This is a genomic window from Streptomyces griseoloalbus, assembly GCA_014650015.1.
GTDB lineage: Bacteria > Actinomycetota > Actinomycetes > Streptomycetales > Streptomycetaceae > Streptomyces > Streptomyces griseoloalbus.
In genome coordinates this window covers 65,911-78,960 of sequence record BMUD01000005.1, presented here as the reverse complement: position 1 = coordinate 78,960, position 13,050 = coordinate 65,911, and the positions used below count along the sequence as shown (strand labels likewise).

The window sequence follows — 13,050 nt, the reverse complement described above, 5'->3', positions numbered from 1 at the left end:
TTCTACTGACGTTCCGTCATTCCCGGGAGCATTCATGGGCTTTGAGGCCACCTACGCAGACTTCTCCGTCGATCCGGCCCGGCTGGCCAATGCCGACGCCAGGTACCACGGGGCCCGATTCGCCGGGTCCCACCTGGCGTTGAGCGCGGGCGGGACCGTGATGCTGGACTTCGAGGTGGAGGACACGGAGGACGTCCCCCAGGCGACGCTGAGCATCACGGCGCTGGTCTCCAAGCTCGGTTCGTCCGTCGGGTACGCGCCCATGGACGTACTGATCCAGGGGGAGACGCTGGTCTCGGACCTCACCGTGCCCGGCGGTGGTGACCTGCCGCACGACAACGTGTTCGCCGTCCCCGGGCACCTGCTGAAACCCGGCACCAACACCCTGGAGATACGGTCCTCGGCGAAGGCCGAGAGCATGCTCTGGCTCTACCGGATCACCCTGGACCCGGTCTGGGAGCGCGGCCGCTCGGAGCGGGCGCGGATGGCCGAGGCCGCCCGCGACTCGGTCTTCACCTACCGTACGGAACTCCGCCCCGCCCACGCCCCCTCCGCCCCCTGGCAGCAGGCCCAGCAGCTGCTCTTCCACATCGACCGGGACGAGCACTCCCTGCCCGCCCAGCTCGGCTGGCGCGCCGAGGACGGGGCCGAGGCCGCCATCAGCTTCCAGTCCAGCATGTCCGACTTCCACGGGTGCTACCGCACGGCGGACGGTGCGGCGTACGAGTACCGGGGGCGCCTCACCGACCGTCGGCCGTACTCGGAGGAGACCGGGAACCTCTCGGCGTCCGTCCTGCACCGCTTCGACACGGAGGAGGGCTGGGGTGGCGGCTGGCACACCTCCCACGAGCTGCGGTTGCTGGTCGACGACGGCGGAGCGCCCGTCGAGCGGGTGACCTGGCGCGATCAGCGGGGCAACTCCGGCGTGGTCGTGCTGCACGTCCCCTCCACCGAGGTCGAGGTGACCGGTGTCGAGGCGAGCGACGAGTTCGACGACGGGGGCGAGGGCGCCGACAACCTCCTCGACGACCGGCGCAGCAAGTGGCTGGCGTTCGAGGAGTCCGCCCGGCTCGACTTCTCCCTCGCCCGCCCCACCGCCGTCACCTCGTACACCCTGATGTCGGCGAACGACGCCCCCGACCGCGACCCCCGGGACTGGACCCTGCACGGCTCCCACGACGGCCACGCCTGGACGCCGCTGGACACGCGCAGCGGCGAGTCGTTCAACGGGCGTTTCGAGTCGCGGGAGTTCCACCTCCGCTCCCGCCCCCGGGCCTACCGCCACTACCGTCTCGACATCACCCGCAACGCCGGTGCGGGCGAGACCCAGCTCGCCCAGGTCCGCTTCGCCGAGGCGTCCGCCGGGCAGGCGTTCACCGGGTACTACCAGCGCCACAACGAAGGCCCCATCGGCTACCGCGGCACGCCGGTCGCCGTCGCCTCCGCCGTCCGTCCCGCCGATCCCCGCGTCGCCTCGGAACTGTCGGCCGCCGCCTCCAGCCTGGCCGAGACCGCCCAGACGCTGGCCGCCCTGGCCGAGCGGCTGCGCAGGCACTGACGTCCAGCGGTTATTGCGGATACGTTCGGTGTGACGGTCGGTCGGCCGTACGTGCGGAGGGGGCGGTCGGGGATGACCCGCTGGCGGGACGGGCGTGGGGAGCTGACCGTACGGCCGGTGGACGGCGGGGGGACGCCTGTACGCGTTCCGCTCGAGATCGCCACCTCCTATCGGGCCCGGACGAAGGGACTGCTGGGGCGGGACTCCCTCGACGGGGCCCTGCTGCTCTCCCCCGCCAACAGCGTCCACACCTTCCGTATGCGCATGCCCATCGACGTCGCCTATCTCGACCGGCGGCTCCGGGTCGTCGCCGTCCGCACCATGCCCCCGGGGCGGCTCGGTCTGCCCCGGCTCCGGGCCCGGCACGTGATCGAGGCGGAGGCCGGGGCGATGGAGGGGTGGGGGTTGCGGGTCGGGACGCGGGTGGCAGTGGTTCGGGAGGGGCAGTGACGGGCCGCCGCCACGGCTCTGGGGCCACGTCCGCCGCCATCGCCCTCGCCTCGCCGGGCAGGAAGACGCCCCGCTCACCGACAGCAGGGGGCCCTGCGCGCCGTCATCCTGGAGATCGGGGCGGGCAAGGCCGATCACCTGCTCCGGTCGGGCTCAGCCCTCCGTGCGGGGGAAGGTGATCTCGACCCGGCGGTTCTTCTTGCGGCCGGCTTCCGTGGAGTTGTCGGCGATCGGGTACTGCTCGCCGTAGCCGCGGACCTCGTAGGTGACGTTGGAGTCGTTCAGTTCCTGGCCCAGGACGCTCTGTACGGCGTTCGCGCGCCGGCGGGACAGGACGTCGCCGTGGGCGGACGTGCCGAGGTCGTCGGTGAAGCCGAAGACGCGGATCTTCGTCGCGTTCTGCGTCTTGATCTCCTGCGCGATCGTGGCGATACGGGCCTTCGCCTCGGCACCGAGCTTGGCACTGTCCTTGCCGAACAGCACCTCGGCCTGGAGGGCGAACTTCACGTCGGAGTTGGTGTCCTCGCGGCGTTCGTCTCCGCTTTGGTCTTCTACGACGGTTTTGATGTCCAGGACCTTGGGTTCAGTGAGGGTCGCGCCCTCGGGGAGCTTGAGGTCGGGATCATTGGGGTCGACCTCGACGGGGGCCGATGCGGACGCCTCGGTTCCGGGAGGAACGCTGGGGCCGTCGTCCGCGTGCGCGACCACTGCGCCGTAGATGTGCGTGGTGACCATGACCGTGGCGGCGGAGAGGACCAGGGCGAGGCGCGGGGGCGCCGATCGGGTTGGAGTACGAGTCATGGCCGGCCTCATCCAGAGATTTTGATCGTGCCGCTCGAGAACGTCGGTACTTGGAGGTCAATCTCCACCGTGCTCGCCGGCGGCGCAGGAAACTGCATGAAGACCGGCAGGGTCTGCCCCGCTTCGAGGTTCCCCAGTCCGGTTGTGGTCAGCGGCCGGCCATCCGTGTCACGCAGCACGTAGTAGCGCTTCTTCCCCTTCGCATCCACGAGGGTGGCTCCACCGAGTGACGGACCGTGCTTGATGACCTCGGTCTCGTCACCGCTTGTCTGAGGCGGAATGACCACCGACTCGGCACCATCGTTCTTCACCGTGCCGTTCACAGTGATGAACCCGCCGGCATCACGCTCAGCAGAGGTGATCTGGAGGAGCAGTCCGTCTGTACCGCGCAGTTCGGCCAGAGGCGTTTCCGCCTGCCCCTCCTGAGCACTCGGCTTGGACCCACTGTCCTTCGAAGTCGACGACGAAGGCTTTGGCTTGTCGTCATCGCCGCCGCCGCAGCCCGCCATGCCCAGAGCAAGACCGGCCACAGCGGTCAACGCGACCATCCCCCTGCGGGCCTTCGCAGTGATCCGAATGCTCATCTCTCTGTTTCCTTCATCACTCGTCGTTCGCTTGTCAGTCGGCCAGATGGACGTCGAACAGATCCTCGGGCTTGGGGAGGAGTTCGACGGGCTCCTTCGGGTCCAAGTCCCACTCCCTGCCCTCGCAGGTGAGCAGCGGCAACACCTCGTCTCCGGCATCCTCGGCCGGTAGCTCGAACGTGCAGCGTGACTCGATCACGGCGACGGCGGATGCGTTCGACTTCCGCTCCTCCGTGCCGGGGACGATTGAATGCCCGACGGACTTGTTGGTCTCGACCTCGATCGCGTAACCCAGCAACCCGTCAGGAAGACACCTCAGGACGTCGGCATCGTTCTGCGCCGCAAGTTGGTCCGCCCGCCAGCACGAGAGACCGAGCCCATTTGCTTCGCCGTCGAAAATGTCCTGCCACTTCGTCGGATCGAGAAGGTTCTGCACCCATGCACCCGCGAGTTGATCCCGCCGGTCCTGAGCCGCCGCGAGTGCGGCCGCATCAGCTGCTGTCTGTGCGTCGTTGCGATTCGCCGCGGCCTGGCCCACCGCAAAGTACGCGAACGCGAGAAAGAGCAGGCCCCCCACCACCGTGATGTAGATGGGGAAGGCCTGCCCTGCGTCGCCGTAGCGGCGGAATCGCCTCAAGGAGCGACCTTGGCGATCTGAGCGTTGATCTTGCCGAGGATGGTCTGCCCGATACTGGTGCCCGTAATCGCGAGCACGATCAGCACGACCACCGCGATGATGCCCAGGTACTCGACCGCGGTCTGCCCCTTGTCGGCGTTGCGGCGCTGCATGGCCTCGACCGTCGTGTTCTTCCAGCCGTTGACCCGGACCTTGGTCGCGACGGCGGTCTTCAGCATCAGGTCGCTCATGGTGTTCCCCTCCGGCTGACGCGGTGGCGGCCCTCTTCGTGGGGCCGCTTTCGACCTCCGCACCGTACGGCCGGGTGCCTCGTCCGGCAGAGGGCCCCAGGGCCCAATTCCGGGCCCACTCACAGGCCCACCGGTTCGTCCCCCCAGACGTCACCGCAGCTCACCCCACTCCTCGGCTCGAACCCGGTGCCGTCCCGAGCCACTTCGCCGCGGCTTCGGAGCGGCTGGTGCTGTGGAGCTTGGCGAAGATGCGGTTGATGTGGTTCTTGACCGTCTTCTCGCTGATGAAGCACGTGGCGGCGATCTGCTGGTTGTTCATGCCGGACGCGATGAGGTCCATGATCTCCGCCTCCCTCGCGCTCAGCCGGAACCTCGACCTGTCGGGAGAAGACTGTGCCACAGCCGGTTGCAGTTGCGAAAGGTTTTCCACGAAAGTAGGTGGGGGTGAGAAGTGGGAGAGGCCGATTCCGTTCTGGAGGCGGCGAGTTGTGTGCGCCGCACCCAAGCCGTCCGGTAGCTCCCGCTCCGTTCCCTGCCCTTGGCGAAGTTGCGCCAGCAACGCACCTGCCGCCGTCGAGGTGAAGTGGGCCCTGCCTTCCTTGATGTCCCTGACCGCCGACACCAACTGGTCCGCCGTGAACTCGCCGTGGACCAGGTAACCGCCCGCTCCCCTGCGCAGCGCCTCCTGGACGATCTCCGACTCCCTGCTGTACGTCAGCATCACGACAGGGGCGATGCCGACCAGGTACGGCAGCGCCGAAATGCCGTCGACGCCCGGCATGCGGACGTCGAGGAGGACGACGTCGGGGCGGTGAGCGTGGGCCGCCTCGTACGCTTCTGCGCCGTCGGCCGCCTCCGCCACCACCTCGATGTCCTCGCGGCCGGAGAGGAGGGCCGTCAGGCCGGCGCGGACCACGGGGTTGTCGTCGGCGACCACCACCCGGAGCGAGGGGGGCGGGGGGACGTTTCGAAAGGGGCTCGGCGGCGGCTGCATGGGGCTGCCTCCTCTCCGGGGGTGGGGGGACGGGGACGGCGTGGTCATATGGTCGGCTCCGTTCGGGGCGGTGTCGTCAAGGCCGCCAGCGGGAGTTCCAGGAGGACCTCCGTGCCGCCTGCGTGGGTGCCGCGGCCTATGCGGATGCGGGCGCCGACCGAGGCCGCCCGCTCGACCATGCCGACCAGGCCGAAGTGGCCGGCCCTGCGCAGTTGTTCCAGGCTGGTGCCGGGCGGGAGGCCGCGGCCGTCGTCGTGGACGCTCAGGCGGAGCAGGTCGCCGTGGACGCCGGCGCTGACCTCCACCCGGGTCGGTGCCGCGTGGCGGTGGGCGTTCTCCATGGCTTCCGAGGCGATGGTGAGGAGTTGGCGGGCCACCGCCGGTGGCACCGGTGGGACCGTGTCCTCGCCCGTCGGGCCGTACGTCGCCGGCAGGCCGGTGCGGGTGCTGAAGTCGCGGGTGCGCGCCGCCAGTTCGACGAGTACGTCCGTGCCCTGGTCCGGGTCCGACTCGCGGCGCAGGTCGGCCAGGAGTTCGCGGGACTCCGCCGCGGCTCGGCGGGCCGAACGGGCGACGAGTTCCGCCTGCTGCCTCACCAGGGTCGGGTCCAGGCGGTCGGAGCCGGCCGTGCTCGCCAGTCCGTCGGCCGCCAGGGCGACCCCGTGCAGGGTTTTCGCCACCGAGTCGTGCATGTCCCTGGCCAGTCGGGCTCGTTCGGCGCCGACCGCCTCCGTGACGGCCAGGCGGGCCTGGATCGCCGTCAGGGCGTGGGTGGCCGTGCCGAGGCGGAACATCAGGTTGCGCAGACTGGAGCCGACGGCGCCCGCGATCACACAGAGGCCGGGCAGGAGCAGCGTCTCCGCCGGGTCCGCGTGGGGGTTGTCCAGCGCCGCGTGGACCAGGAGGAGGATCAGGCCCTGGAGGGAGGCGAAGACGGCCGCTCCGCGCCAGCCGTAGACCAGGCCCGCCAGGAGGGGTGTGCAGACGCTGACGTAGGCGAGGGTGGTGTCCGGGCCCGCCGAGATCAGGAGCAGGGCGCCGAAGAGGGTGTCCACGGCGAGGAGTGTGGGGTGGCGCAGGAGGAGGGGGCCGAAGCGTTCCCAGTCGCGGAAGAGGACGTAGGACGCCATGAAGGTGACGACGACCGCGATGCCGACGAGGCGGGTGCCCCAGCCCGGGCCCGCGTTGAGGAGGGCGGCGGGGGCGGCGACGGCGATCATCGCCAGTCTGAAGCCGAAGGCCTGGCGGCACAGGGCTTGCAGGGCGTTGATCTGGATCTGGACGTCGGGTCCCTGTGCGGGTCGCGGGGAGTGCGTCCGGCCTTCGGCCGCGGAGGGGTTCCCATCCGCGTCACCCGGGGGTGTTTCGTCGGGTGCGGGTGGTCCCTGCCGTGGGTCACCGCCGTCGGCGGCCTTCGCTCCCTGCGGCAGTCCGCCCCAGCCCTCCTCGCCCGGCTCCGCCGGTTCCCAGCCCGGGGGCAGTGCCGGGGTCGCCGTCGTGACCGGGACGTCCGGGGCGCCCGTCCTCGCGTACTCCGGGAGGACCGTGCCCGCCGGTGGAGTGGTGATCACCGCGGGCTTCGCGGGGCGGCGGAGCAGCCTCGTACGGCGTCCCGTGCGTTCCCCGGTCGTCGTCATCGCATCCCGCCCCCGTCCTACTCTCCCGTGACCGCGCCGAAGTCGATGCCGGAACCGAGGATCAGGCCGGCGCCGAGGAGGATGAGCGTGGCCGGGACCATGAACGTGGTGATCATCATGGTGGCCTTGGGGACCGCGCGGGCGGCCTTGCGGCGGGCGTTCTGGGCGTCCGTGCGGCGCATGTCCCTGGCCAGGGACACCAGCGTGTCGACGATCGGCGCGCCCAGTTCCTCGCCCTGCTGCAACGCCGTGACGAACATGGTGACCTGTTCCGAGTCGTTGCGGCGGCGCAGCTCCGCGAAGGCCTGGCGGCGGCTCATGCCCAGGTCCATCTGGCGCAGGGTGATGCTGAGTTCGTCGGCCCACGGGCCCTCGTACTTCGACGCCACCCGGTCCAGGGCCTGGCGGAAGCCGAGGCCCGCGCTGACCACGACCGCCAGGACGTCCAGGAAGTCGGGCAGGGTGCGTTCGATGACGTCCTTGCGGACGCGGATCGCCGACCAGATGCCGACCTCCGTCCAGAACGCGCCGAAGGCGAGCAGCAGCAGGGCCACGAAGAGCTGGCCGCGCATGAGGAAGACCAGGAAGCCGATGCCGCCGAGGGCGCCGTAGACGGCGCGGCGGGCGGCGTAGCGGTCGAGGGTGAGGCCGCCGGGGTTGCCCGCCAGGTCGATCTTGCGGCGGTACTTGGCGACCTGCTTGGGGCCCATGAGGCGCAGCACGGCGGGCGCGTAGCGCATGCCCATGCGGTCGATGAGGGAGTCGACCGCGCCGGTGCGGGTGGAGCCGACCTCCAGGGCGAGCATCAGGTCGCCGGGGAGTTTCGCCTCGGCGCGGTACATGCGGATGCCGGCGAAGACGCCCCAGACGCCGAGGCCCATGAGCAGCGCGAGCAGAAGTGCCATGTCGGTCGGTCCTCCTCGCCGGTCAGACGTCGATGCGGGACAGGCGGCGGATGAGGACGAAGCCGACGGCGTACAGGCCGAACGCGATGATCACCGCGAACTGGCCGGCGGGTGAGCCGGTCATGCGTTCCAGTGCGCCGTCCTTCACGCCGTTCATGAGGAACAGCGAGCCGACGCCCAGGACGGGGACGGCGTACGACGTCATGCTGACCTGGGAGAGCTGCGTGCGCACTTCCCGCCGGGTCTCCTTGCGCTCCTCCAGTGTCTCCGTCAGGTTGCGCAGGGCGCCGACCACCTGGCCGCCGGCCCGGTTGGACAGCACCAGTGTGGTGACCAGGACGACGAGTTCGCGGGAGGGGAGGCGGTCGGCGAGTTCGCCGAGCGCGTCGTCCATCGACGCGCCCACCGCCAGCTGGTTGGCGACCTTGGACAGTTCCTCGCCGGCCGGGGCCTCCAGTTCCTCCGCCGCCATGCCGATGGCCGTACGGAGGGCGAGCCCCGCCTGGGTCGCGTTGGCGAGGATGCGGGCGAGTTCGGGGAGTTGGTTGATGAACCGCTCGATGCGTTTCTGGCGCTGCCAGTTGAGGAACTGGAGCGCCGCCCAGATGCCGAGCAGGCCGGCGATCGGGCCGAAGAAGGGGGCGAGGGTGGCCTGGCCGACGAGCCAGAGGCCGGCGACGGTGGCGAGCATGGCGGCGAAGAACTCGCCGGGGGTGATGTCCAGGCCGGTGGCCTGCAGGCGCAGCTCCAGCTTGCGGCCGGGCTTGGTGCGGCGCAGGCGGCGGTCGAGGGTGAGGAAGTGGCGCCGGCGGCCGGGGGCCGGGATCCGGCCGGTGGCCGTCAGACGGTCCACCAGCGCCTGCCGCTGTGCCCTGCCGGTGGCGTAGGAGTGCACACCGACGACCGCGAGGACGCAGGTGAGCAGTGCGACGCCGGTGGTCAGCGTGATCAGGTTCCGCAGATCCATGGGGACGGTTCCTACCTGGCTTCTCGGGTGGCGAGCTGGTCGGAGGACTGGGCGACGCCGAACGCCTGGGGGATGGGCTGGCTCGCCATGTAGAGGCGGTCGGCGGTACGGCGCGGGAGGGGGTAGTGGTCGTAGGCGCCGTGGACGCGGCCGTCGGCGGCCATCGGGCGGGCGTGGAAGCGGGCGACGGTGGTCAGCCGGTACGGCTCCGAGCCGTGGCTCTCCAGCAGGGCGATCTCGGTGATGCGGCGGGCGCCGTCGGCGAAGCGGGTGAGCTGGACGATCACGTCGACGGCGCTGTTGATCTGGTCGTGCAGCGCCACGAAGGGGATCTCCACGTCGGACATGGAGGCGAGGGTCTGCAGTCGCATCAGGGCGTCCTCGGCGCTGTTGGCGTGGACGGTGGCCAGGGAGCCGTCGTGGCCCGTCGACATCGCCTGGAGCATGTCCAGCGATTCGCCGCCGCGGACCTCACCGACGACGATGCGGTCGGGGCGCATGCGCAGCGAGTTGCGGACGAGGTCGCGGATGGTGATCCGGCCCTTGCCCTCGACGTTCGGCGGGCGGGACTCCAGGCGGATGACGTGCGGCTGCTGGAGCTGGAGTTCGGCGGAGTCCTCGATGGTGATGATGCGTTCGCCCTCGGGGATCAGGCCGGAGAGGGCGTTGAGGAGGGTGGTCTTCCCGGTGCCGGTCGCGCCCGAGACGATGATGTTGAAGCGGGCCTGCACCAGGCCGGCCAGCAGGTAGAGCATGTGCTCGTCGAGCGAGCCGAGGCCGATGAGTTCCTGGAGGGTGAAGGAGCGCGGGAAGCGGCGGATGGTGAGGGTGGCGCCGGTCAGGGACAGCGGCGGGATGATGACGTTGACGCGCTCGCCGGAGGGGAGGCGGGCGTCGACCATGGGGTTCGATTCGTCGACGCGGCGGTTGACGGTGGAGACGATGCGTTCGATCGTCTGCATGAGCTGGTCGTTGGACGCGAAGCGCAGGGGGAGCTGCTCGACCCGGCCGGCGCGCTCGACGAAGATCGCGTCGGGGCCGTTCACCATGATCTCGGTGATCGACGCGTCCTCCAGCAGCGGCTCCAGGATGCCCAGGCCCAGGGCCTCGTCGACGACCCTGCGGATCAGCTGGGAGCGTTCGACCGTGGAGAGGACCGGGCCTTCGCGGCTGATGATGTGGCCGAGGACCCGTTCCAGCCGGGCCCGGCGTTCGGCCGCGGCCAGCGAACTCATCTCCGCGAGGTCGATCTCCTCCAGGAGTTTGGCGCGGTAGGAGGCGACCATGTGGCCGTCCTCGCCCCGTCCGGCCGTCTCCTCGGGGGAGTTGATGCGTGCCCGCAGGCTCATGAGTCGCTTGCTCCTCAGTGGTCTAGCGGCATCGTGGCGGTCTTGCGGGCCGGGTCGAAGTCCCAGCCCGGCACGATCGAGGGGATCTCGACCGTGGCGGTGACGGTGATCTCGTCACCGCCGGGATAGCCCTCGCAGGAGGCGCCGTCGGCGAGCCAGTCGCTGACGGCGGCGGTGCAGGCGTAGCCGTAGGCCTGGTCGAGCGACGCGCTGCGCGCTCCCGCGCGGGCCGCGGTGCCGGCCTGCTGGGCGGTGTAGGCGATCAGGCCGAGCTGTACGGCGGCCATGGCGACCAGGAGCAGGATCGGGAGGAAGCCGAGGTATTCGATGGCGACCTGGCCGCGGTCGCGGCGTGTGCGCCCTGGGCCACTGATGTCGCTCGTGCGGCTGCTACGGCGGTACGGCATGTCAGTCCGTCTCCTCCTCGACCGCGCCCGCGTGGCCCTTGACGTCGAAGGGGTAGGAGACGGTGCCCGGGAAGAGGAGGGGAACGCTCAGCGTCACGTCGGCGGTGACGAAACCGCCTGCCGTCGTGCAGTTCACGGTCGCTCCCCCCGCCCACGCTCCCGACAGCTTGTCCAGCCCGGCCTCCTGGCAGGCGCCCTGGCGTGCGCCCGGTGCCGCCGCCGTCGCCGCCCGTACGGCCTCGTCCGCAGCATTCCCCGCGAGCGTGAACGTGTACCCCACGAGCACGAGCTGCCACAGCACCACCAGCGTCACGAGGATCGTCGGGGTCATGCCGAGGAACTCGATGGTGACCTGGCCCCGGTCACGGCCACGGCAGCGGCCCCGGTCGCGGCCCTGGTCGCGGTCGCGGCCCTGGTCGCGGTCGCGGCCCTGGTCGCGGTCGCGGCCCTGGTCGCGGTCGCGGCCCTGGTCGAGGTCGCGGCCCTGGTCGAGGTCGCGGTCAGGGGGCAGCCGTAACGCCCTCCTCATGCTCATCCCCCTCCGTCCTTCCGCCGCCGTAGGCTCACCGGCCCCCGGTCGCCGCGCAGCCGGTCGCCGCGCAGCCGGCCCTGCTTGTGGGCGCCCTCGGCGGCCTTGACCAGGCCGAGTTCGCCGGCCAGGCCCCACAGGGCCTGTTTCACCGTGCTCTTGCTCTCCAGCTCGTGGACGCGGCCGGCGTCCACGACGCCCTGCAGTTCCTTGAAGTGGGCGGGGATCGTGGTGGCCGCCACCGCGGTGCCGGTGATCTTCCGGATGAGCGGGGGCTGGATCTCCGTCGCCCGGGTGTGCCGGTTGACGACGATCGTGGTCTCCTCGGCCTTGCGGATCTGCAGCCGGTCCCACATCCGCACCGCCCGCTTGGCGCCCCGTACGGCGATCACGTCGGGGGTGGTGACCAGCAGGGCCGTGTCGGCCATCTCCACCGCCGCCGCGCCCGCCCCGCCGAGCTGGGCGCCGCAGTCGATGACGACGACCTCGTAGCGGGAGCGCAGGGCGCTGACGATCTGGCGGGCCGCGCGGTCGGTGACGTCCTCGCCGCGTTCGCCCTCGCCGGGGGCGAGCAGCAGCGCGAGGCCGGTGTCGTGCCGGAAGACGGCGTCGGCCAGGACGCGCGGGGAGATGTCGGTGATGGCGGCGAGGTCGACCACGGACCGGCGGAACTGGACGTCCAGGTAGGAGGCGACGTCGCCGGTCTGGAGGTCCATGTCGACCAGGGCGGCGCTGCGGCCGGAGGCCTGGGCGGCGAGGGCGAGCTGGATGGCGGTCAGGGTCGCGCCCACGCCGCCCTTGGACCCGCTGACGGTGACGACGGTGCCGCCGACGCCGGTGAACACGTCGGCGCCCGCGCCCAGATGGCGGCGTACGCCGACCGACCACTGGGCGACGGCCTGGACGCGGCTGGCGAGTTCCTCGTAGCCGAGCGGGAGGGCGACCAGGCCGCGGGCGCCGTAGTCCATGGCGGCCTGGAAGAGGCCGGGGCTCGCGTCGGAGGTGACGAGGATGACGCCGACGGACGGGAAGCGCAGGGCGACTTCACGGATCAGCTCGAGCGCGGGGACGGGGCCGATCCGCTCGTGCACGACCACGACCTCGGGCAGCTCGTCGACGGACTCGGCGGCCAGGCGCGCGAGGGTGTCGACGAGCTGGGTGGAGTCGACCACCGGGGCCACCGGCTCGGCGTCCGGGAGCTGGCTGAGCAGTGTGGTGATGGACCGGACCGCGTCCGCGTCGCCGACTGCCGGGAGGATCCTCGTGGGCATGCGCGCCTCTCACTTGTCCTTCGCGAGTTCGTACGTCCGCTGCGAGTCCGGGACGGTGGTGTCGCTTCCGGGTGCGACCAGCGCGAGCCGGACCCGCTGGGCGAACGACTCGGCGTAGGTGATGCGCTGGGCGTCGATGGTGGACAGCGCGAAGGTGATCGGGACGGCGTCGGTGGGCTCCCGGCCCCGCTCGTTCTCGTCGGGCTGGAGGGCGGTGAGCCGGCCCACGTCCAGGACCGCGGCGTTGGTCACGATGATCTTGGACTGGGAGGGGTCGCCCTCGCGCTCCCCCTCGAAGGTGGCGTAGACGTTGACCGTCGAACCCGGGGTGATCTTGCCGGCGACGCCGGTCGCCGCGTCGATCATGATGGCGACCTCCTGCTGCCCCGGCCGCAGGGCGGGCTGGTTCACGATCATGTCGCTCTGCAGCAGGGAGCCCGCCCGCAGGGTGGTCACGGCGATCTTGTCCTGGATCGCGCGCAGATCGGTCACCGCGTTCTCGGACAGCCACCGCTCGGGCATCGAAATCTTCTCGAACTGGCCTCTGCTGAGCGGGGTGTAGGGCGCCACGTCGGACTTCAGCCGGTACGCGGTGACCTCGGGGCCGACCTTGGACTCCACGTCGTTGATGACGGAGAGCACGCCGGCGAACGCGCCGAGGGCGCACAGGACCGACAGGAGCAGGAGTATCACGCCGCGGCGCTGACGGGAGTTCATGAACCGTACAACCT

The 13,050-nt window shown here is 70.9% G+C and carries 15 protein-coding genes; 2 read left to right on the top strand and 13 right to left on the bottom strand.

Translation table 11 applies throughout. The features are described 5' to 3' along the window. The first annotated feature begins 34 nt into the window (after positions 1-34). Both IE178_RS09345 and IE178_RS09340 read left to right on the top strand, forming a co-directional pair. Positions 35-1,558 (top strand): discoidin domain-containing protein, encoded by a 1,524-nt coding sequence (locus IE178_RS09345; protein WP_193511925.1) that lies wholly within the window; start codon positions 35-37, stop codon positions 1,556-1,558. Positions 1,559-1,630: 72 nt separating this feature from the next. Continuing rightward, complete coding sequence (locus IE178_RS09340; protein ID WP_193511924.1) at positions 1,631-2,008, top strand: DUF192 domain-containing protein; 378 nt, start codon at positions 1,631-1,633, stop codon at positions 2,006-2,008. Between the two features lie 153 nt (positions 2,009-2,161). Here the strand turns inward: IE178_RS09340 and IE178_RS09335 are convergent, their stop codons facing one another. The 13 genes from IE178_RS09335 to cpaB all read right to left on the bottom strand — a co-directional run bounded on the left by IE178_RS09335 (position 2,162) and on the right by cpaB (position 13,036). Next, positions 2,162-2,809: an OmpA family protein gene (locus IE178_RS09335; protein WP_193511923.1), complete on the bottom strand. Its 648-nt coding sequence runs from the start codon at positions 2,807-2,809 to the stop codon at positions 2,162-2,164. Between the two features lie 8 nt (positions 2,810-2,817). Then, positions 2,818-3,393: a hypothetical protein gene (locus tag IE178_RS09330; RefSeq protein ID WP_193511922.1), complete on the bottom strand. Its 576-nt coding sequence runs from the start codon at positions 3,391-3,393 to the stop codon at positions 2,818-2,820. A 34-nt stretch (positions 3,394-3,427) separates the two neighbouring features. After that, on the bottom strand, positions 3,428-4,030 hold the full coding sequence (locus IE178_RS09325; RefSeq protein WP_193511921.1) for a pilus assembly protein TadG-related protein: 603 nt from the start codon (positions 4,028-4,030) through the stop codon (positions 3,428-3,430). Then, on the bottom strand, positions 4,027-4,260 hold the full coding sequence (locus tag IE178_RS09320) for a hypothetical protein (RefSeq protein WP_193511920.1): 234 nt from the start codon (positions 4,258-4,260) through the stop codon (positions 4,027-4,029). Before IE178_RS09320 ends, IE178_RS09325 begins: the two co-directional genes overlap by 4 nt. A 160-nt stretch (positions 4,261-4,420) precedes the next feature. After that, entirely contained in the window at positions 4,421-5,254 is an 834-nt protein-coding gene (locus IE178_RS09315; protein WP_318279934.1) for a response regulator transcription factor, read from the bottom strand. Between the two features lie 44 nt (positions 5,255-5,298). After that, a complete protein-coding gene (locus IE178_RS09310) occupies positions 5,299-6,891 on the bottom strand; it encodes a sensor histidine kinase (protein ID WP_193511918.1) in 1,593 nt (530 codons plus the stop codon). Positions 6,892-6,908: 17 nt separating this feature from the next. Then, on the bottom strand, positions 6,909-7,796 hold the full coding sequence (locus IE178_RS09305; RefSeq protein ID WP_184761240.1) for a DUF5936 domain-containing protein: 888 nt from the start codon (positions 7,794-7,796) through the stop codon (positions 6,909-6,911). Positions 7,797-7,818: 22 nt separating this feature from the next. Continuing rightward, positions 7,819-8,763 (bottom strand): type II secretion system F family protein, encoded by a 945-nt coding sequence (locus IE178_RS09300; protein WP_184761239.1) that lies wholly within the window; start codon positions 8,761-8,763, stop codon positions 7,819-7,821. A gap of 11 nt (positions 8,764-8,774) precedes the next feature. Further along, positions 8,775-10,112, bottom strand: coding sequence for a TadA family conjugal transfer-associated ATPase (locus IE178_RS09295; RefSeq protein WP_193511917.1), 1,338 nt, complete (start codon positions 10,110-10,112; stop codon positions 8,775-8,777). Between the two features lie 14 nt (positions 10,113-10,126). Further along, positions 10,127-10,519, bottom strand: coding sequence for a TadE/TadG family type IV pilus assembly protein (locus IE178_RS09290; protein WP_193511916.1), 393 nt, complete (start codon positions 10,517-10,519; stop codon positions 10,127-10,129). Between the two features lies 1 nt (position 10,520). Further along, the gene (locus IE178_RS09285; RefSeq protein ID WP_229876104.1) at positions 10,521-10,850 is read right to left on the bottom strand and encodes a pilus assembly protein; all 330 of its coding nucleotides are present in this window, start codon (positions 10,848-10,850) and stop codon (positions 10,521-10,523) included. A 200-nt stretch (positions 10,851-11,050) separates the two neighbouring features. Further along, positions 11,051-12,319, bottom strand: a complete 1,269-nt coding sequence (locus IE178_RS09280; protein WP_184761236.1) for a CpaE/TadZ family protein — start codon at positions 12,317-12,319, stop codon at positions 11,051-11,053. Between the two features lie 9 nt (positions 12,320-12,328). Continuing rightward, positions 12,329-13,036 (bottom strand): Flp pilus assembly protein CpaB, encoded by a 708-nt coding sequence (gene cpaB, locus IE178_RS09275; RefSeq protein WP_184761235.1) that lies wholly within the window; start codon positions 13,034-13,036, stop codon positions 12,329-12,331. Positions 13,037-13,050 lie beyond the last annotated feature (14 nt).